This window comes from Pseudomonas sp. JAI111, assembly GCF_024809425.1.
Taxonomy (GTDB): domain Bacteria; phylum Pseudomonadota; class Gammaproteobacteria; order Pseudomonadales; family Pseudomonadaceae; genus Aquipseudomonas.
In genome coordinates this window covers 12,824-31,599 of record NZ_JANUCB010000013.1, presented here as the reverse complement: position 1 = coordinate 31,599, position 18,776 = coordinate 12,824, and the positions used below count along the sequence as shown (strand labels likewise).

The 18,776-nt window shown below is 57.6% G+C and carries 20 protein-coding genes and 4 tRNA genes; 19 read left to right on the top strand and 5 right to left on the bottom strand.

Annotation, left to right across the window (positions count from 1 at the left end; translation table 11 throughout):
• The first annotated feature begins 19 nt into the window (after positions 1 to 19).
• From HNR03_RS28950 to HNR03_RS28925, 6 genes are all read left to right on the top strand, one after another.
• Entirely contained in the window at positions 20 to 760 is a 741-nt protein-coding gene (locus tag HNR03_RS28950; protein WP_259157514.1) for a glycosyltransferase, read from the top strand.
• Positions 757 to 1,035 carry a lipid-A-disaccharide synthase N-terminal domain-containing protein gene (locus HNR03_RS28945; RefSeq protein WP_222587701.1) on the top strand — a complete coding sequence of 93 codons (279 nt, stop codon included), beginning with the start codon at positions 757 to 759 and terminating at the stop codon, positions 1,033 to 1,035. The genes HNR03_RS28950 and HNR03_RS28945 overlap by 4 nt, the downstream gene beginning before the upstream one ends.
• Positions 1,036 to 1,038: 3 nt before the next feature.
• On the top strand, positions 1,039 to 2,547 hold the full coding sequence (locus HNR03_RS28940) for a glycosyltransferase family 39 protein (RefSeq protein ID WP_259157513.1): 1,509 nt from the start codon (positions 1,039 to 1,041) through the stop codon (positions 2,545 to 2,547).
• Between the two features lie 8 nt (positions 2,548 to 2,555).
• Positions 2,556 to 3,497 (top strand): SdiA-regulated domain-containing protein, encoded by a 942-nt coding sequence (locus HNR03_RS28935; protein ID WP_259157512.1) that lies wholly within the window; start codon positions 2,556 to 2,558, stop codon positions 3,495 to 3,497.
• Entirely contained in the window at positions 3,497 to 4,915 is a 1,419-nt protein-coding gene (locus HNR03_RS28930) for a glycosyltransferase family 39 protein (protein WP_222587698.1), read from the top strand. The genes HNR03_RS28935 and HNR03_RS28930 overlap by 1 nt, the downstream gene beginning before the upstream one ends.
• 94 nt (positions 4,916 to 5,009) lie before the next feature.
• Positions 5,010 to 5,519, top strand: coding sequence for a DUF1993 family protein (locus tag HNR03_RS28925; protein WP_090185926.1), 510 nt, complete (start codon positions 5,010 to 5,012; stop codon positions 5,517 to 5,519).
• Positions 5,520 to 5,684: 165 nt separating this feature from the next.
• On the opposite strand, the gene sstT is transcribed toward HNR03_RS28925, so the two are convergent.
• The gene (sstT, locus tag HNR03_RS28920) at positions 5,685 to 6,917 is read right to left on the bottom strand and encodes a serine/threonine transporter SstT (protein ID WP_259157511.1); all 1,233 of its coding nucleotides are present in this window, start codon (positions 6,915 to 6,917) and stop codon (positions 5,685 to 5,687) included.
• A gap of 279 nt (positions 6,918 to 7,196) precedes the next feature.
• Between sstT and HNR03_RS28915 the strand changes: the two genes are divergently transcribed.
• Complete coding sequence (locus HNR03_RS28915) at positions 7,197 to 8,351, top strand: MFS transporter (protein ID WP_222587696.1); 1,155 nt, start codon at positions 7,197 to 7,199, stop codon at positions 8,349 to 8,351.
• A gap of 4 nt (positions 8,352 to 8,355) precedes the next feature.
• Here the strand turns inward: HNR03_RS28915 and nhaR are convergent, their stop codons facing one another.
• Complete coding sequence (gene nhaR, locus HNR03_RS28910) at positions 8,356 to 9,255, bottom strand: transcriptional activator NhaR (protein ID WP_259157510.1); 900 nt, start codon at positions 9,253 to 9,255, stop codon at positions 8,356 to 8,358.
• 134 nt (positions 9,256 to 9,389) lie between these two features.
• Between nhaR and HNR03_RS28905 the strand changes: the two genes are divergently transcribed.
• Entirely contained in the window at positions 9,390 to 9,632 is a 243-nt protein-coding gene (locus tag HNR03_RS28905; RefSeq protein ID WP_259157509.1) for a hypothetical protein, read from the top strand.
• Positions 9,633 to 9,660: 28 nt separating this feature from the next.
• Positions 9,661 to 10,410 (top strand): TerC family protein, encoded by a 750-nt coding sequence (locus HNR03_RS28900; RefSeq protein ID WP_222587694.1) that lies wholly within the window; start codon positions 9,661 to 9,663, stop codon positions 10,408 to 10,410.
• Between the two features lie 73 nt (positions 10,411 to 10,483).
• On the opposite strand, the gene HNR03_RS28895 is transcribed toward HNR03_RS28900, so the two are convergent.
• Positions 10,484 to 10,654: a hypothetical protein gene (locus HNR03_RS28895; RefSeq protein ID WP_259157508.1), complete on the bottom strand. Its 171-nt coding sequence runs from the start codon at positions 10,652 to 10,654 to the stop codon at positions 10,484 to 10,486.
• Positions 10,655 to 10,877: 223 nt separating this feature from the next.
• Here HNR03_RS28895 and HNR03_RS28890 point away from each other — a divergent pair, with 223 nt between their 5' ends.
• The 3 genes from HNR03_RS28890 (at position 10,878) to HNR03_RS28880 (ending at position 12,088) form a co-directional block, all read left to right on the top strand.
• On the top strand, positions 10,878 to 11,549 hold the full coding sequence (locus HNR03_RS28890) for a peptidase C39 family protein (protein WP_259157507.1): 672 nt from the start codon (positions 10,878 to 10,880) through the stop codon (positions 11,547 to 11,549).
• Positions 11,550 to 11,643: 94 nt separating this feature from the next.
• A complete protein-coding gene (locus HNR03_RS28885) occupies positions 11,644 to 11,850 on the top strand; it encodes a DUF6021 family protein (protein WP_222587691.1) in 207 nt (68 codons plus the stop codon).
• Positions 11,851 to 11,872: 22 nt separating this feature from the next.
• Entirely contained in the window at positions 11,873 to 12,088 is a 216-nt protein-coding gene (locus HNR03_RS28880) for a hypothetical protein (protein WP_259157506.1), read from the top strand.
• A 55-nt stretch (positions 12,089 to 12,143) separates the two neighbouring features.
• Here the strand turns inward: HNR03_RS28880 and pbpG are convergent, their stop codons facing one another.
• A complete protein-coding gene (gene pbpG / locus HNR03_RS28875; protein ID WP_222587689.1) occupies positions 12,144 to 13,082 on the bottom strand; it encodes a D-alanyl-D-alanine endopeptidase in 939 nt (312 codons plus the stop codon).
• A gap of 236 nt (positions 13,083 to 13,318) precedes the next feature.
• The gene (gene folD / locus HNR03_RS28870) at positions 13,319 to 14,173 is read right to left on the bottom strand and encodes a bifunctional methylenetetrahydrofolate dehydrogenase/methenyltetrahydrofolate cyclohydrolase FolD (protein ID WP_222587688.1); all 855 of its coding nucleotides are present in this window, start codon (positions 14,171 to 14,173) and stop codon (positions 13,319 to 13,321) included.
• Between the two features lie 275 nt (positions 14,174 to 14,448).
• On the opposite strand from folD, the gene HNR03_RS28865 reads away from it, so the two are divergent.
• From HNR03_RS28865 to clpX, 7 genes are all read left to right on the top strand, one after another.
• Positions 14,449 to 14,525: transfer RNA gene (locus tag HNR03_RS28865), tRNA-Arg, on the top strand.
• A 32-nt stretch (positions 14,526 to 14,557) separates the two neighbouring features.
• A tRNA-His gene (locus HNR03_RS28860) sits at positions 14,558 to 14,633 on the top strand.
• Between the two features lie 57 nt (positions 14,634 to 14,690).
• Positions 14,691 to 14,775, top strand: a tRNA-Leu gene (locus HNR03_RS28855).
• A 77-nt stretch (positions 14,776 to 14,852) separates the two neighbouring features.
• Positions 14,853 to 14,928 (top strand) — tRNA-His (locus HNR03_RS28850).
• A 402-nt stretch (positions 14,929 to 15,330) separates the two neighbouring features.
• Entirely contained in the window at positions 15,331 to 16,641 is a 1,311-nt protein-coding gene (gene tig, locus HNR03_RS28845) for a trigger factor (RefSeq protein WP_222587687.1), read from the top strand.
• 93 nt (positions 16,642 to 16,734) lie between these two features.
• Positions 16,735 to 17,370: an ATP-dependent Clp endopeptidase proteolytic subunit ClpP gene (gene clpP / locus HNR03_RS28840; protein ID WP_008062468.1), complete on the top strand. Its 636-nt coding sequence runs from the start codon at positions 16,735 to 16,737 to the stop codon at positions 17,368 to 17,370.
• 111 nt (positions 17,371 to 17,481) lie between these two features.
• On the top strand, positions 17,482 to 18,765 hold the full coding sequence (gene clpX, locus HNR03_RS28835; protein WP_007946893.1) for an ATP-dependent Clp protease ATP-binding subunit ClpX: 1,284 nt from the start codon (positions 17,482 to 17,484) through the stop codon (positions 18,763 to 18,765).
• Positions 18,766 to 18,776 lie beyond the last annotated feature (11 nt).

The window sequence follows — 18,776 nt, the reverse complement described above, 5'->3', positions numbered from 1 at the left end:
AAGGAAAAAGAGGGCCTGTATGAGCCATGACATTTTTGTATCCGTGCTGATTCCAGCAAAGAATGAAGCAAACAACCTGGTGCCTTTGATTGAGGAAATTCGTGTTGCCTTGGCCGGTGAACGTTATGAAATCATAGTCGTCGACGATGGCAGCACCGATACCACGTTGCAGGAGCTGGGGCAGATCAGAAATGGTGGCTTGAGCGAATTGCGTATCCTGCATCATGACCGTTCGCTGGGCCAAAGTACCTCGCTCTACCACGCGGCTCAGGCTGCTCGTGGGCAATGGCTGGCCACACTCGATGGTGATGGTCAGAACGATCCGGCGGACATTCCCGGGATGTTGGCGCTGGTGCGCAGCCAGCACGGTGTCGCCGACCTGCAACTGGTCGCCGGGCATCGGGTCAATCGTCGTGATACGGCAAGCAAGCGCTGGGCGTCGCGATTTGCCAACGGCCTGCGTCGCCGCCTGCTCAGGGACGACACGCCCGACACCGGTTGCGGGTTGAAAGTGATCGAGCGTGCGGCGTTTTTGCGCCTGCCGTACTTCGACCATATGCATCGTTTCATTCCTGCGCTGATCCAGCGCCATAACGGCCGAATGGTCGTCCATCCGGTCAACCACCGGGCCCGTACCGCCGGGGTGTCCAAGTACGGCAACCTCGATCGTGCGCTGGTAGGCATTCTCGATCTGTTCGGCGTCTGGTGGCTGATCAAACGCACCCGGCTCAATACCGATGCCCAGGAGGTTCAGGAATGAATCTCTCAAGAGAAACGTTGTGGCTGGTGGTCGGTTTTACCGGCCAGATTGCTTTTACCGGTCGTTTTGTCTTGCAGTGGCTGTACAGCGAATACAAGAAACGCAGTGTGATCCCGGTGAGCTTCTGGTACCTGAGCATCGTCGGCAGCACCTTGCTGCTTTTTTATGCGATTTACCGACAAGACCCGGTGTTCATCGCCGGTCAGGCGTTCGGTTCCATCGTCTATTTCCGCAACCTGCAATTGATTGCGAAAAGCAGGCACCCGAAGGAATAAATCATGCGCAGATCCCTTTCCCCCCGGGTTGAATGCCTGGGCTTGATGCTGCTTGCTTTCTTGTTGATCGGTGCGGGACTGGGGCTGCGTCAGCCTCTGAACGTGGACGAGGAACGCTTCCTCGGTGTGGCGCTGGAGATGCTGCATAACGGTTCGTGGCTGATTCCTCACCGTGCCGGGGAGATCTACGGGGACAAACCGCCGATTTTCATGTGGGCGGTGGCGTTCTTTACCTGGCTCACCGGCAAACCTGATATCGCCCTGTACATCCCCGGCCTTTTTTCGGCCGTGACGGTCACCGCCATGGTCTACGACCTGGCCCGCCGGTTATGGAATCAGCGCATCGGTCGCACAGCGGCGCTCTTGTACCTGGCCACCTATCAGACCTACAGCATCCTGCGGACCGGCCAGATCGACAGCTTCCTGATTCTGTTCACGTCCCTGGGCATGTACGGGTTGGCGCGTCACTTGCTGGTCGGCCCGGCCTGGCGCTGGTTTTACGTGGGATGCGCCTCGATGGGCATTGGCGTCATTACCAAAGGGGTTGGCTTCGTTCCGGCGCTGATGCTGATTCCGTATGCCTATGCGGTGCGCAAAGGCTGGTCGGGTGTGGTGGCCATGCCCGGCGAAGCGCGCAAGTGGTCTCTGGGCTTTTTGGTCTTTTTGGGCGCAATCGCCATCTGGTTGCTGCCCCTGGCCTTGTCCATCGTGCTCAATGGCTCGGCTGACGAGGTGGCGTATGCGCGCGAGATCCTGTTGCGCCAGACTGCGGGGCGCTATGCCGCTGCGTGGGATCATCGAGAGCCGTTCTGGTACTTCTTCGTCAACGTAATTCCCCAATACTGGTTGCCGCTGTTCCTGGTCCTGCCGTGGCTGGTGCCCGCCTGGCGCAGGCAGCTTGCCAAGCGTGACGGTCGAGTGCTGGTGCTGCTTGGCTGGGTAGCGCTGGTCGTGCTGTTTTTCTGTCTGGCCAGTGGCAAACGCAAGTTGTACATCTACCCGGCACTGCCTGGGTTGGTGCTGGTCTCGGCGCCGCTGATTCCCTGGTTGCTCAAGCGCTGGTTCGCCAAGCGCCCGCGCGGACGGCGGATTTTTCAGGCGGTGGTGGTGAGCTGGTTCGTGCTGTGGTTCGCCCGTGGGTTTATCGAACCGATGAAGGACGGCGCCAACCCTCATAAAGAAATCATGGCGCAGGCGGCGACCATGACGCACGGGGCTGACCTGGTAATGGTCCAGTGGCGCGAAGGTCACTGGTTGTACGCCCGCCAGCCGATCGTGCATTTCGGGATGGCCAGCTCCACCGTCGAGCAGGCCGCGCAGTGGCTGCGTGAACACCCTCAGGCCTACGCATTGGTGCCGGACGAGTTGCTGGAGCAGTGTTTCAACCCCCAGGGCGCACGTGAACTCGGCGAGACATCCCGTGCAGAGTGGTCGATCGTTGGCGCCGATGCCGATAACGGCAAATGTCACGCAGTACAACCGGACCACGTGTATCGCTTTACTTGGAATTAAGGAAGAGCATGAGCAAACCCTGGAAGGTAGGAGTGATCGTTCTTGTTGTTGCGTTGGCACTGCTCTTCGCGGTTTGCCTACGGTTTTCCTGGCACTCGCAGTTGTATGGGCACTGGCACAACAAGTGGTACGGCAATCAGGCCCCGGACAAAAATATCTGGCTGCCGGACTACCTGTCGGTTATCGACGCAAAGCCACTTCCCGGCGTGACCAATTTGTCGGGCATTGCCTATGATTTCGATCATGGGCGCATGCTCGGTATTACCAACGGCGAGCCCATGGAGATTCTGGCGTTGAGCCGTGACGGTGATGTGCTTGAACACTATCCGCTGATCGGGTTTCAGGACGCCGAAGGCATCGCTTACATCGGCGGCGGACGCGTGGTGATCGCCGACGAAGTGAAGCAGCAACTGGACATCATCACCTTACCGGACGCCCCGGGCCCCATCCATGTGAAGGACGCCAGGTTTCTCGCCATCGGGGTCAACCTGAGCAACCACAACAAAGGGTTCGAGGGCGTGACCTATGACGTGGCCAATGATCGCGTCCTGGCGGTCAAGGAGCGCGACCCGCGGCAGCTGTATTCGGTCACGGGCATGCTCGCCTCCCTGGGTGGGTCATTGCAGATTCGCATTGATGACCTGACCTCATGGGTGGATCGCAGTGTGTTCAGCCGGGACCTTTCCGAATGCTTTTACGATCCGCGAACAGGGCATTTGCTGATGTTGAGCGAAGAGTCCAACAACGTGACCGAACTGGACGAAAAGGGTAATTTCGTCAGCATTATGTCCCTGCTAAGCCTGGCGGGCGACCTCAAGAAAAATGTGCCGCAAGCCGAAGGCATGACCATGGACGCAGATGGCGAGCTCTATATCGTCAGCGAGCCCAACCTGTTCTATCGGTTCACAAAAGCGAAAGGCACTCTGGGAGTTGGTGCGGAGAAGCTTTGATGAAGTTGGATTACAGTCGATTTTTGACCCGTAATGTCACCTTGCTCGTCGTTATTGCCATCGTGTTGTTGTTTTTCTGGGGCCTTGGCAGTGTGCCGTTCCTCAGCGTCAACGAAGCTCGCCGGGCCGTCACCGTCCGTGAAATGCGCGAAGCAGGGAGCTGGCTGCTGCCATACATGAACGGTGAGCTGTACCTGTCCAAGCCACCGTTCTTCTATTGGGTCGGTCTGTTGTCGACAGGCATGCTGGGCAGTTTGTCCGAGTGGAGCGTGCGCTTGCCATCGGCCCTGGCTGCGACGATGTGCTGCATCGGTATTTACCTGTATGGCACCCGTCTTGCCGGACATCAGGCGGGCTTGCTTGCGGCGGTGTTCCTGGCCGCCAATGGCGCGTTCAGCCTGTTCGCCCGCCGCTCTGAAATCGAGATGTTTTTGACCCTGCTGTGTTTCGGCGCGTTGTTGGCGGCCTGGCAGTATGTCTTCAGTCAGGGCCGAATCGGCTGGAGTCGACTCAGCTACGTACTGTTGGGGTGTGCGCTGCTGACCAAGGGGCCGGTTTGCCTGTTGTGGGTAACGGCACCGATTCTGGCTTATGCCCTGATCTATAAAGATTCCCGCGCCAAGGCCTACCTGTGTGATGGCTGGGGCTGGGTCATTGCCGTAGTGCTGGGCAGCTCCTGGTATGTGGCGGTGTCTTTCAGTCAGGGGTGGGGCATTTGGGCGTCGATCATCAGCGAAGACATCGTGAACAAAATCGACGGGCAGGGTGCCGAGGCCTGGTATGCCTATCTGCTGTACCTGGCCGGTGATTTCTTTCCTTTCTGGTTGATTGTATTTGTGCGGCCTCGAGCGTTCTGGGCGCTGATTCGCTCGCGTCGTGAAGCGGGCATGTTGCTGTGCTGTTGCCTGCTGCCATTGCTGGTTTTTTCCATGTTCACCGAGAAACACGGCAAATACCTGTTGCCGGTTTACCCGGCTATCGCGCTGCTGCTGGCGCTGCGCTGGACCGGGTTGCTTGAAGGCGCGAAAGGGCGTTGGCGGGTGGGCCTGGCCACGGTGCCTTACATCACGCTGGCCGGGTTTCTGGTGTTTTATGTGTTCATTGAAGGGCAGGTGCTGGCGCATCGGTTCGGCGGGCTTGAACAGGTAGCCACCCTGGCGGCCAGGCAACCGGATCAGAAAGCCTACAGTGTTGGTGAGCCGGACATTCGCCTGGTCTATTACATGGGCCGGCCCGTGGAAGCACTCACGGTTGCAGAGGTGAACGAGGTGAAACAATCGGACGCGCGACTATTCGTTCAGGAGCCGCTGCCGCCTGAGCTGCAGGACCTGGCGTCGTGCAAGATCGGCGAGATCGAACCGTATCTCAAGCCGGGTCGTTCGGCGTTACTGCTCCGGCTGGGGGCTGATTGCCGTTGATCCTCAATTTGACGCCGGATAAAAGACCCGCCGCAAGCGCGGTGCATCGTTATAATCGACCCACGATTCACTCCTGTCATCACACGAGACTGCCATGACCATTTCCCTGTACGACGCATCGGTTCCGGTTTTCAAACAAATGCTCAATGCCCTGAGCGACGTTCTGAACAAGGCCGAAGCCCACGCCACCGCCAAGAACATTGACCCAAACGCCTTCCTGCAAGCGCGCCTGTACCCGGACATGTTCCCGCTGGTGCGCCAGGTGCAGATCGCCGTTGATTTCGCCAAAGGCGTTTCCGCGCGTCTGGCTGAGGTTGAATTGCCGAAGTATGACGACAGCGAAACCACTTTCGCTGAGCTGCAAGCCCTGATCGCCAAGGTTTTGGCCTTCATCGGCGAGATCAAGCCAGAGCAGATCAATGGCAAGGAAGGCATCGAGATCATCACCCGTCAGGGCACGCCGAAAGAGAAGCGCTTCACCGGCCAGGCCTACCTGCTGACCTACGGCCTGCCGCAGTTCTTCTTCCACGTGACCACGGCTTACGCACTGCTGCGTCACAACGGTGTGGAAGTGGGCAAGCGCGATTACATGGGCGCGTTCTAAACCGTCCAGGCATTAAAAAGCCCGCCAAGGTGCAAACCTTGGCGGGCTTTATTTTTTGTGAGTCAAAAGATCGCAGCCTCATTTCACTCGACAGCTTCTACAGGCGCTACGCATCTCAATGTAGGAGCTGTCGAGTGAAACGAGGCTGCGATCTTTCGATCTTTGTTACGCCAGGCGCTGCGCTTTCTGTTCTTCACCCAGGCACGCGGCAGCCGTGAAGAGCACATCTGTGGAAGAGTTCAGCGCCGTCTCCGCCGAGTCCTGCAATACGCCGATGATGAAACCGACCGCCACCACCTGCATGGCGATTTCACTCGGGATGCCGAAGAGGCTGCACGCCAGTGGAATCAGCAACAGCGAACCGCCGGCCACGCCAGACGCGCCGCAGGCACAGATTGCCGCAACCACGCTCAGCAGGATGGCGGTCGGAATGTCGACGGCGATGCCCAGTGTGTGCACGGCGGCCAGCGTCAGCACAGTAATGGTGATCGCCGCGCCGGCCATGTTGATCGTGGCGCCCAGCGGAATCGAGACCGAGTAAGTGTCTTCGTGCAGGCCCAAGCGCTTGCTCAGTTCCAGGTTGACCGGGATGTTCGCCGCCGAACTGCGGGTGAAAAATGCGGTGATACCGCTTTCCCGCAGACAGGTCAGCACCAGCGGATAGGGATTGCGACGCAACTTCCAGAACACAATCACCGGGTTCATTACCAGCGCCACGAACAGCATGCAGCCCAGCAACACGGCCAGTAGGTGCGCATAGCCGATCAAGGCGCCAAAACCCGAGGTGGCGAGCGTCGACGCCACCAGGCCGAAGATCCCCAAAGGCGCGAAACGGATGACCAGGCGCACGATCAAGGTCACGCCATTGGACAGGTCGCCCAGCACTTCGCGAGTCGTGTCACCGGCGTGACGAATGGCGATGCCCATGCCGATTGCCCAAGCCAGAATGCCAATGAAGTTGGCGTTCATCAGCGCGCTGACCGGATTGTCGACCACGCTCAGCAGCAGGCTTTGCAACACTTCACCGATGCCACCCGGCGCGCTCACCGCGACGTCATGCGTGGCCAGTACCAGGCTCGACGGGAACAACGTGCTGGCAACGACCGCTACGACGGCGGCGGCAAACGTACCGAGCAGGTACAGAAACAAAATCGGCCGGATGTGGGTTTCCTGGCCGTGCTTGTGGTTGGCGATCGAAGCCATGACCAGCACGAACACCAGGATTGGCGCGACGGCTTTGAGTGCCGACACGAACACTTTGCCGATGAACGCGGTGGACTTCGCCACGTCCGGCGCGAACAACGCCAAGGCAATCCCGGCGATCAGGCCGATGACGATTTGCGAGACCAGGCTCAAGCGTTTCAGGCGTTGCAATAGCGAAGGGGATGAAGCAGTCATAAAACGGCATCTCTGATTATTAGGTGCGGGGGTGTCGCGACATCAATGCCACTGAATGGCCGATGAACAGGGTGTACGTATCGCGGGGCGCGGACTTTATCACAGGGTGCGCTTGATCCTTCAGACCTGTGACGATCTGCCGCCCGCGTGATCAACGAGATAGGCAGGTTCGTGCAACCCTGATTGGAAACACTCTGTTAAGATTCGCCATCCTCATTTTCAAGTCATGCCAGTGGGCCCTCGGGTTATCGCTGGTGTCGTCGTTTTCTGGAGTTCTGCATGCTGTTGCCCATTCTTCTGTTGTCCGCTGCGGGTTTTACCGTGCTGACCACGGAATTCATCATCGTCGGCCTGCTGCCGGCGATCGCCCGAGACCTGGACGTCAGCATCCCCCAAGCGGGTTTGCTGGTGACCTTGTTCGCTTTCACCGTCGCCGCGTTCGGGCCGTTCCTGACCGCGTACTTCGCCCGTTTCGAGCGGCGCAAACTGTTCATCTCGGTGTTGATCATGTTCGGCCTGGCGAACACCCTCGCCGCATTTGCGCCGAACATCTGGGTGATGGCCATCGCCCGCTTGATCCCGGCGCTGGGGTTGCCGGTGTTCTGGGCGCTGGCCAGTGAAACGGCGGTGGACATCGTCGGGCCTGATTATGCCGGGCGCGCCATCGCCAAGATCGGCTTCGGCATTGTCTGCGCGACGGTGTTTGGCATTCCGGTCGGCACGCTGATTTCCGACGCGTTTGGCTGGCGCAGTGCCTTCGGCATTCTGGCGGTGATCGCGTTTGCCAAGGCGTTGTTGCTGTTCGTTTACCTGCCGAAGACCAACCTGCATCAACATCAGGTGAGCTTTCGTTCGCAATTCAAGATTCTGCGCAGCCCGTTGATGGTGGGGCATGTGTTGCTGTCGATCCTGGTGTTCAGCGGCATGTTCACCGCTTACACCTATCTGGCTGACATCCTTGAGCGCCTGGCCGGATTCAACGGTACGGTGGTCGGTTGGTGCCTGATGGGCTTCGGCGCGGTCGGGCTGATCGGCAACTCGCTGGGCGGCCGCGCGGTGGATCGTAATCCGCTGATCGCGTCCATGATGTTCTGTGCATTCATGATCGCCGGCATGGTGGCGTTGGTGCCGAATATTCATTCACCACTCGGCCTGGCGGCGGCGATGGGCATTTGGGGCGTGACTCAGGCGGCCTTGTTCCTGGTCAGCCATGTGCGCTTGATGAAGGCTGCACCCGAGGCGCCAGCCTTTGCCGCCTCGCTGAACATTGCCGGGGCCAACCTCGGGATCGGCCTGGGCGCGATGGTCGGCGGACGCGTGATCGACAGCGTCGGCCTGGGCGGGCTGGGTTTTGCAGCCGCCGCGTTTATCCTGGTGTCGATTCTGCTGGCGATGGCGCTGATGACCATGAAGCCGCGCGAAGTCTGCGCCTGAGGCTTCAATCGTCGGTGAACAGCTCGCGTCGGGCACCTTCGGTAATGGCGACAATGCCAGGGTGCTTGACCTTGCGTTCCACTGAAATGGCGTAGAACGACTCGGTCACCGCGTCGGTCTGGCCAATCAACTCCACGCCGTATTGGCGTTTCACTTCATCGGCAATCACGCTCGGGCCAATGAAAATCCCGCTGCCCGATTGACCGAATGCCTGCATCAGCGCGCTGTCGTCGAACTCACCGACGATGCGCGGCTGGATCTGCTGCTCGGCAAACCAACGCTGCAAGCGACTGCGCACCACGGTTTCCGGCCCGGGAATCAACAGCGGTGCGCCGTGCAGGCTGCGCGGGAAGTCCTGGCCATACTGCGCTGCCAGTGCCGAAGTCGCGAAAAAACTGATTCCGCATTCCCCAAGCTTCTGGCTGTAGCCCTTGATGTCGAGGTGCGAGGGCATCGGGCTGTCGGAAATCACCAGGTCCAGGCGCTGAATCGCCAGGTCGGCGAGCAGGCGTTCGAGTTTGTCTTCTCGGCAGGTGATGCGCAGCGGCTCGCTCAATTCCATGGTTGGCGCAATCAGACGATAAACGATGGACTTGGGCACCACGTCGGCCACCCCAACCCGGAACAGAATCTGTTGTTCGTTGGGCTGCGCCCGCAGCATCAACTCCAGTTCGCCACCCAGTTGAAACATTTGCTCGGCGTAAGGCAGCGTCTGGCGTCCGGCCTCGGTGAGTTCCAACTGCCGGCCGACGCGCCTGAACAGCTCGATGCCATAGGTCTGTTCGAGCAAGGAAATCTGCCCGCTGATGGTTTGTGGCGTCAGGTTCAGTTGCTCGCAGGCGCGCACGATGCTGCCGGTTTTGGCGACCACCCAAAAATAATGCAGCTGTCGATAATTAAGCATGACGACCTACAGTTCGTAAAAACCGAAGTATAACCGCTGAAAATACGAATTTTCCTGAAGTGTTTGCCTGCCTAGAATGCCTCGCTATCGACGGGCCATCAGTTCGGTCCGGTTTGTACTATCGAGGAAGTCACATGAAGCTTAAAACCACGGCGCTGCTGATCACGTCTTTACTGGTGCTGGCCGGTTGCGAACAGGCCGAGAAAAGCGCTCACCAACTGATGGGTCAGGCTGCCGAAAGTGCAAAACAGGCGATCGACGACACCCACAAGACTGCCGAGCAAGCGATCAGCGATGCCACGGGTGGCCTGATCAGCAAGAAAGAGCCATCGCGCGAAGACAAGCAGAAAGTCGAATCTTCGTCCCAGGAAATCTAAACCGTCTACAACGAGTCAGGACTGACCCATGGAATACCTTTTAGAACTTGCTGCAAGCCCCACCGCCTGGGTTGCCCTGGCCACGTTGATCGTCATGGAAATCGTGCTCGGCATCGATAACCTGATCTTCATCTCGATTCTGACCAACAAATTGCCGGAGCAGCATCGGCAGAAAGCGCGACGCATCGGTATCGGCATGGCGCTGATCCTGCGACTGGGCTTGTTGAGCACCATCGCGTTCATCGTCCAGTTGACTGAGCCAGTGATCGATATCCTCGGCCACGCGTTCTCCTGGAAGGACATGATCCTGATCGCCGGCGGCCTGTTCCTGTTGTGGAAGGCGACCACCGAGATCCATCACAGCATGGACCCGGCGCCGGAAGACTCGAAGTCCGCGACCTCGACTGTGACCCTGGGGTTCGCGGCTGCGATCGGGCAGATTCTGATGCTGGACATGGTGTTCTCGATCGACAGCATCATTACAGCTGTCGGCATGACCGAGCATTTGCCGATCATGATCATCGCGGTGGTGGTGTCGGTGCTGGTGATGTTGCTGGCGGCTGACCCGCTGGCCAGGTTCATCAACGACAACCCGACGGTGGTGATGCTGGCGCTGGGCTTCCTGATCATGATCGGCATGACGCTGATCGCCGAAGGCTTCGGTGCCCACGTACCGAAAGGCTATGTGTATGCAGCCATGGCGTTCTCGGCGACGATCGAGGCATTGAACATGATGTCGCGGCGCGCCAGGCAGAAGCGCATTGTCGCTGAAGCTTAATCGCCGATAAACGAAACGGCCGCCTGTGCTCGAAAGAGTCCAGGCGGCCGTTTTTTTATCAATTCAAAATACGTCAGTGCACCGGCGCCCGGTGCACAGGCGGTTCATCGGTCTTCGCCACAGGCGCCGATTGAACCGGGTGGTGATGATGGCGACGGGTAACACGCAGGACACCCCACAACATGGCGGTGGCCACTGCCAGCCAGCCAGACACCAGCATCACGATTGTCATTGTCAGGCTCATCAGTGCCTCCTCTTCGCCCTGCAGCGGGCGCACACTCTTTGCAAATGACAGTCTAGTCGTTGCTGTGTTTCCAGCCATTGACCAAAGGTCAGCAGTCCCCAACCTGTTCGCTCTATCGAATGCACTCAACTGCAGGTAAAGGCTATACCGGCGCCTTGCGGCGTCCTATGATCGACGGCCAAGCCGGGAGCGTGTTGCCCGGCGTCTGAACAAGAGAGTGATAATGGAGCGGGTATTTTCTCGGATTCGAACGGCGTTGCTGGTGGTCGGCTGCGTCGCAGGGTTGGCGGGTTGCGCGGGAAGCGTGGCGCCTGAGATCAAGCGTCTGCCGGAACGTGTCGAGCTCAGCGGCACGTTCTATCGGGGCCAGGACTTTCAAAGCGGTCCCCAGGTATTGGCCAGCATGCTCTCGCAGCAAGGCATCGTGATTACGCCGGGGCTGCTTGAGAAACCGCTGCACTTGCCGGGCGCTGAAGCCCAGTTACAGCAGAACATGCAAAACCTTGCCCGTGAATACGGGATGGTGGTGTATCCCCTCGACAGCCGTTTACCGGCGTTGTTGACCCAGGTCGCCGCCGGTTACCCGGTGATGTTGCGCTTTACCGAAGGCTCGGCAATGTGGGCCGGACCGCGTTACGCCATCCTTGCCGGTTACAACCGCCAGAAGCAAACGGTGTTGCTGCGCGCCGGAATGAATCACCGCAACCTGATGAGCTTCAGCTCCTTTGAGTCATCGTTCAAGGACGCTGGCGGCTGGGCCGTACTGATCCAGAAGCCCAATCAAATCCCGGCCAACGTTGACCCGCAGCGCTGGCTGAAGGCAGCGAGTGATCTCGGTCAGGCAGGGCAGGAGCAGGCGGCCGAACGCGCGAAGAAAGCGTTGAGTACGCAGTAAGCTTCCGTTCGTCATGTGCCTGGCACCGCTGCGCGAACCTGACCTCCAAGTGGAAAGGCCCGCACTTCTGCGGGCCAGCCCCAAGGAGGCGTCCATGGCTCAATCCAATACCCCCTCTGGCCCGCACTCGTCTGAACATTCTTCAGGTGATGAATTGGGTTTTGATCCGGATTCGCCGGACCTGGCCGATCCTCAGGTCGATCCCATTGGCCCTGCCAAGGCGCCCAGAGACATAAAACCGGGCGAGGAGGGCAAGACACCCGCCAAGCCTTATGACCCGCTTGCCGACCTGAAACACTGATCTCAACTGTGGTGAGGTGTGTATGTCTACCGATTCGAGTTTCAACGACAAACGTCCGGACAGTGTTCCCACAACCCCTGAAGAGGGCGTTGATCCGGTGATGGATCCCGATGATCCGTTAAGAGACCCTTTGGCGCGTCCGATGGTCGTGCCGACGGAGCATCCCCGCGGCACTCGAGACCCCAGTGCCGGGGATGGCATTCCGGATGACGACCAGATGCCGCTGCCCAACGATTAATGCCAGACGAAAAAAAGCCCCGGATTATCGGGGCTTTGTTTTTGCGGTCGCCGGATTATTTCGACGCTTCAACAACGCCGCTCTGACGGTGCTTGAGGTTTTTTTCCGACTTGTATTGCAGGGCTACGGACGGCACGGTGGTGCCCTTGCCGGTTTCGACCCAGTTACGTATACGGGTGGCATCGGCAAAATGCGTGTATTTGCCGAACGCGTCGAGGATCACCAGTGCTACCGGACGATTGCCCATGCTGGTGACCAATACCAGGCAGTGGCCAGCCTGGTTGGTGAAGCCGGTTTTCGTCAGTTTGATGTCCCAGTTCGGCTTGCCGATCAGGTGGTCGGTATTGTGGAAACCCAGGCTGTAGTTTGGCTTGCGAAACGAAACGGTTTTTTCTTTGGTGGTGCTCAGCTCCGTCAAGATCGGGTACTTGTGAGCAGCGATCAGCAATTTGCTCAAGTCACGCGCCGTCGAGACGTTGCGAGGCGAAAGGCCCGTCGGCTCGACATAGTGAGTATTGGTCATGCCCAGCGCCCTGGCCTTGGCGTTCATGGCCGCGATGAATGCGACGTAACCGCCCGGATAGTGATGCGCAAGGCTGGCGGCGGCACGGTTCTCCGAGGACATCAGCGCAATCAGCAGCATTTCCCTGCGCGGCATTTCACTGTTGAGTTTGACCCGGGAAAACACCCCTTTCATTTCAGGCGTGTCGCTGATGTTGATGGAGATGTACTCATCCATGTTCTGCTTGGCTTCAACCACGACCAAAGCAGTCATCAGTTTGCTGACCGAGGCAATGGGTACAACCACGTCGGGGTTACTGGCGTAGATGACCTTGTTGGTCTGCAGATCCATCAGCAATGCGCTGCCGGAAGCGATCTTAAGGTGTGATGTATCGCGGGGGGCTGAGGTGGTATCAGCGGCGTTAACCGCTGGCGTGATGAACGTCCCTGTAAATGCAAAAAATAGGCTCAGGATGGAAAGACGGATTTTCACGCTGGCAGACTCTTAATGTGTTGATAAGCCGTTCTGTAACGGGCTGTTTCGTAAAAGCGCGACATTCTGGAGTATGGCTGAATAACTGTCGATGGTTGTTCAAGTAGGAGCTGAAACTCTTTGGAAACATGAAATAAAAGTCATTTTCCGGCGGATGGTCAGTCTTTTACGGGAGGCAAAAAGAACCCCGCTATCGGCGGGGTTCTTTTGATTGTCGCTGGCGTCTTTACACGAACTCAGCTGTGCAGTGTTTCCGCTGCGTACAGAGTGTTTTCCAGCAGGCAGGCGCGTGTCATCGGACCCACTCCGCCTGGCACTGGCGTGATCCATCCGGCGCGGGGCAGGGCTGTTTCGTAGACCACGTCACCCACCAGTTTGCCGTCTTCCTGACGGTTGATGCCGACGTCGATCACGATCGCGCCTTCCTTGATCCACTCACCTTTGACCAGGCCTGGCTTGCCAGCGGCAACGACCACCAGATCGGCGCGGCCGACATGGCCGGCGAGGTCCTCGGTGAAACGGTGGGTGACAGTCACGGTGCAACCGGCCAGCAGCAATTCCATCGCCATCGGACGACCCACGATATTGGAAGCGCCGACAATAACGGCGTCCATCCCGTACAGGTTTGCACCAGTGCTTTCCAGCAAGGTCATGATGCCTTTGGGCGTGCAGGGGCGCAGCAGCGGAATGCGCTGGGCCAGGCGGCCAACGTTATAGGGATGGAAGCCGTCGACGTCTTTATCCGGACGAATGCGCTCGAGCAATTTGGACGCATCCAGGTGTTCGGGTAACGGAAGCTGAAGCAGGACGCCGTCAATTGCCGGGTCTTCGTTCAGGCGATCGATCAGATCGGTCAAGGCTTCTTGAGTGGTTTCGGAAGGCAGGTCGTAGGCTTGGGAAATGAAGCCTACCTCTTCACAGTCTTTACGCTTGTGCGAGACATAAACCTGAGAGGCAGGATCGCTGCCGACCAGGATCACCGCGAGGCCGGGCGTGCGCAAACCTTGCTCGCGACGCTCGGTGACTCGTTTGGCGATCTGCTGGCGCAGGCTGGCGGCGATCGATTTGCCGTCGATTAGTTGTGCAGTCATTGCGCGTGATTAACCATCGAGAGGGGAAAAAAAGAGAACGTATTCTCGCATGTCATGCGGTGAGGGCAAAGGCGCTTGGTCTGCAAATTCCCCTAACCCCTTTAATTAAATGAATTTTTTATAAAAAGGATTTGACGGCCTTCAGGGCGCTCTATACTATTCGTCGCACTTGTCGGGCACAGCCTAGCACTGGATAAGAAGGTCGAGCGGGATTACGGTTCTGCGAGACTGGAAAGCACTTAGTTTGTAGTCCTCCAAGAGTACAGATTAATAAGGCGCCCGTAGCTCAGCTGGATAGAGCATCCGCCTTCTAAGCGGATGGTCGCAGGTTCGAGTCCTGCCGGGTGCGCCATTAGGCAGCTTTGGCACAAGTAGCGCAATATGGTGGGCGTAGCTCAGTTGGTAGAGCACGGGATTGTGACTCCCGTTGTCGAGGGTTCGATCCCCTTCGTCCACCCCATATTTCGAAAGGCGCCAGATTAACAGTCTGGCGCCTTTGCTTTAACAGCTTCAAACCGCGGATGTGGTGGAATTGGTAGACACACTGGATTTAGGTTCCAGCGCCGCAAGGTGTAAGAGTTCGAGTCTCTTCATCCGCACCAAATAAAGCTTTACCCGGGCCGTTGGCCTGGTTGAGGCGCAGCAAGGTAGTTGTTTGGCTTCCTTGCAAGGCAATATGGTGGGCGTAGCTCAGTTGGTAGAGCACGGGATTGTGACTCCCGTTGTCGAGGGTTCGATCCCCTTCGTCCACCCCATATTTCGAGAGGCGCCAGATTTAATAGTCTGGCGCCTTTTTTGTTTTAGCGGTTCGAGTATTAAGCGGCTGCATGTCCTGGGTCGTCGTAGGGGTGGGGTTTTCATCGTATTTTTGTTTCTCGATGATGCCGATCCGCCCGTCGGTCCCCTCGTGGGGTCGGCTGTCAGGGATGGATTGCCGATTTCTTCTATATATAGAAGGATTGGTGCAAAGCCCTGGCATGACTGGCTGTATTTGCTAACAGGGCGAGGCATAACCGTTTGTCCCCGCCTATAAATTGCCTGCTGCTTTTTTACCCGTTTTCAGTAGGGTGACTTCTTGAGTTTGACCCACTAGAATGCATGCCCTTGATTCTGGGGTCGGAAACGGCCGGCTAACGTCTGTGCAACGAGGAATATCCATGCAAGTTTCTGTTGAAAATACTTCTGCTCTTGAGCGCCGCATGAGCATCACCGTGCCGGCTGAGCGCATCGAGACTCAGGTCAACAAGCGTCTGCAGCAGACTGCCCAAAAGGCCAAGATTGCTGGCTTCCGTCCAGGCAAAGTGCCAATGAGCGAAATCAAGCGCCGTTTCGGTGCTGATGCGCGTCAGGAAGCAGTAGGCGATGTGATCCAGTCTTCTTTCTACGAAGCGGTTGTCGAGCAGAAGCTGAACCCGGCTGGCGCTCCTTCGATCGAGCCTAAATCGATGGAAGCCGGCAAAGATCTGGAATACGTCGCGATCTTCGAAGTGTTCCCTGAGTTCACCGTTGCCGGTTTCGAAGGTATCACCGTAGAGCGCCTGAGCGCTGACGTGGCTGATGCCGATCTGGACAAGATGCTGGACGTGCTGCGCAAGCAGAACACCCGTTTCGAAGTGGCCGATCGCGCTGCCCAGAACGAAGATCAGTTGAACATCGATTTCGTCGGCAAGGTCGACGGTGAAGTGTTCGCCGGTGGTTCCGCCAAAGGCACTCAACTGGTGCTGGGTTCCGGCCGCATGATCCCTGGTTTCGAAGACGGTCTGGTTGGCGCTAAAGCCGGCGAAGAGCGCGTTCTGAACCTGACCTTCCCAGAGGACTATCAGAACCTCGACCTGGCAGGCAAAGCCGCTGAGTTCACCGTGACCGTGAACACTGTTTCCGAGCCAAAACTGCCAGAGCTGAACGAAGAATTCTTCGCTCAATTCGGCATCAAGGAAACCGGTCTGGAAGGCTTCCGCGCCGAAGTTCGCAAGAACATGGAGCGCGAGCTGCGTCAGGCAATCAAATCCAAGGTCAAGAATCAGGTGATGGACGGTCTGCTGGCCACCAACCCGATCGAAGTGCCTAAGGCTCTGCTGTCCAACGAAGTCGACCGTCTGCGCGTGCAGGCTGTTCAGCAGTTCGGTGGCAACATCAAGCCTGATCAACTGCCGGCCGAGCTGTTCGAAGAACAAGCCAAGCGCCGCGTTGTGCTGGGTTTGATCGTGGCCGAAGTGGTCAAGCAGTTCGACCTCAAGCCTGACGAAACCCGCGTTCGCGAAATGATCCAGGAAATGGCTTCGGCCTACCAGGAGCCTGAGCAGGTTGTGTCCTGGTACTACAAGAACGACCAGCAACTGAACGAAGTTCGTTCTGTTGTGCTGGAAGAGCAAGTTGTGGATACTGTTCTGCAGAAAGCTAGCGTGACCGACAAATCGGTCTCTTACGAAGAAGCAGTCAAGCCGGTAGAAGCTCCACAAGCCGACTGATCGTTTTTGCGGTAAGAAGCACACACCATAAGCCAGCCTTCGTGCTGGCTTATGCGTATTCAAGACATAACTATTTGGGAGTGACTGCAGAGCATGTTCCGTAATTCGTATATTCAGCAGAACTCTGATATCCAGGCCGCAGGCGGCCTGGTCCCGATGGTTGTCGAGCAATCTGCTCGTGGCGAGCGCGCCTATGACATCTACTCGCGCCTTCTCAAGGAGCGAGTGATCTTTCTGGTTGGTCCGGTAGAGGACTACATGGCCAACCTGATCTGTGCGCAACTGCTGTTCCTTGAAGCGGAAAACCCGGACAAGGACATCCATCTCTATATCAACTCCCCGGGCGGTTCGGTGACGGCGGGCATGTCGATCTACGACACCATGCAGTTCATCAAGCCAAACGTGTCGACCACCTGTATCGGTCAGGCGTGCAGCATGGGCGCGTTTCTGTTGACTGCCGGTGCCAAGGGCAAGCGTTACTGCCTGCCGAACTCGCGTGTGATGATTCACCAGCCACTGGGCGGTTTCCAGGGCCAGGCTTCGGATATCGAAATCCATGCCAAGGAAATCCTCTTCATTCGTGAGCGTCTCAACACGCTGATGGCCAAGCATAGCGGGCGCACTCTTGAAGAAATCGAGCGCGACACCAACCGCGACAATTTCATGAGTGCAGAAGCAGCGCGTGAGTACGGGCTGATCGATGAAGTGATCAACCAGCGCCCCGCTTAATTAAGCAGCTCAAAATAAGGTTGGTCGGCGGGTCCGATCACCAGCGGGCTTGAAAAAGCCCGCAATAGCCTTCATCTTGTGTTGCAAGCCTATCGGATTTGGATCGAACGAATGACTGACACCCGCAACGGCGAGGACAACGGCAAGCTGCTCTATTGCTCCTTCTGTGGCAAAAGCCAGCATGAAGTACGCAAGTTGATTGCCGGCCCCTCGGTCTTTATCTGCGACGAGTGCGTCGACCTGTGCAACGACATCATCCGAGAGGAGGTGCAGGAAGCCCAGGCCGAAAGCAGCGCGCATAAATTGCCTTCGCCTAAAGAAATCAGCGGCATCCTTGATCAATACGTGATTGGTCAGGAGCGTGCGAAAAAGGTTTTGGCAGTAGCGGTGTACAACCACTACAAGCGCCTGAACCAGCGTGACAAAAAGAATGACGACGTCGAACTCGGCAAAAGCAACATTTTGCTGATCGGCCCGACAGGCTCGGGTAAAACCCTGCTTGCCGAAACACTGGCCCGCTTGCTGAACGTTCCGTTCACCATCGCCGATGCAACCACCCTCACCGAGGCGGGTTACGTGGGTGAAGATGTCGAGAACATCATTCAGAAGCTGCTGCAGAAGTGCGATTACGACGTGGAAAAGGCCCAGATGGGCATTGTCTACATCGATGAGATCGACAAGATCTCGCGCAAGTCTGACAACCCGTCGATCACCCGGGACGTTTCCGGTGAAGGCGTGCAGCAGGCCCTGCTCAAGTTGATCGAAGGCACGGTCGCTTCCGTTCCGCCGCAAGGTGGTCGCAAGCATCCGCAGCAGGAATTCCTTCAGGTCGACACCCGTAACATTTTGTTCATCTGCGGTGGTGCGTTCTCAGGTCTGGAAAAGGTTATTCAAAACCGTTCCACCAAGGGCGGCATCGGCTTCAACGCGGAAGTTCGCAGCAAGGAAGAAGGCAAGAAAGTCGGTGAGTCCCTGCGTGAAGTCGAGCCTGACGATCTGGTCAAGTTCGGTCTGATCCCGGAATTCGTCGGTCGTCTGCCGGTACTTGCCACGCTGGACGAGCTTGATGAAGCTGCGCTGATGCAGATTCTCACCGAGCCGAAAAATGCGTTGACCAAGCAGTACGCCAAGTTGTTCGAGATGGAAGGTGTGGACCTGGAGTTCCGGGCCGACGCGCTGAAATCGGTCGCAAAACGTGCGCTGGAACGAAAAACCGGTGCCCGTGGCCTGCGTTCGATTCTCGAAGGTGTGTTGCTCGACACGATGTACGAAATCCCCTCGCAGTCCGAGGTGAGTAAAGTCGTGATCGATGAAAGCGTCATAGAAGGCAAGTCCAAGCCACTGTATATCTATGAAAACAGTGAGCCGGCTGCCAAGGCTGCGCCAGACGCCTAAGCGTCACGCTG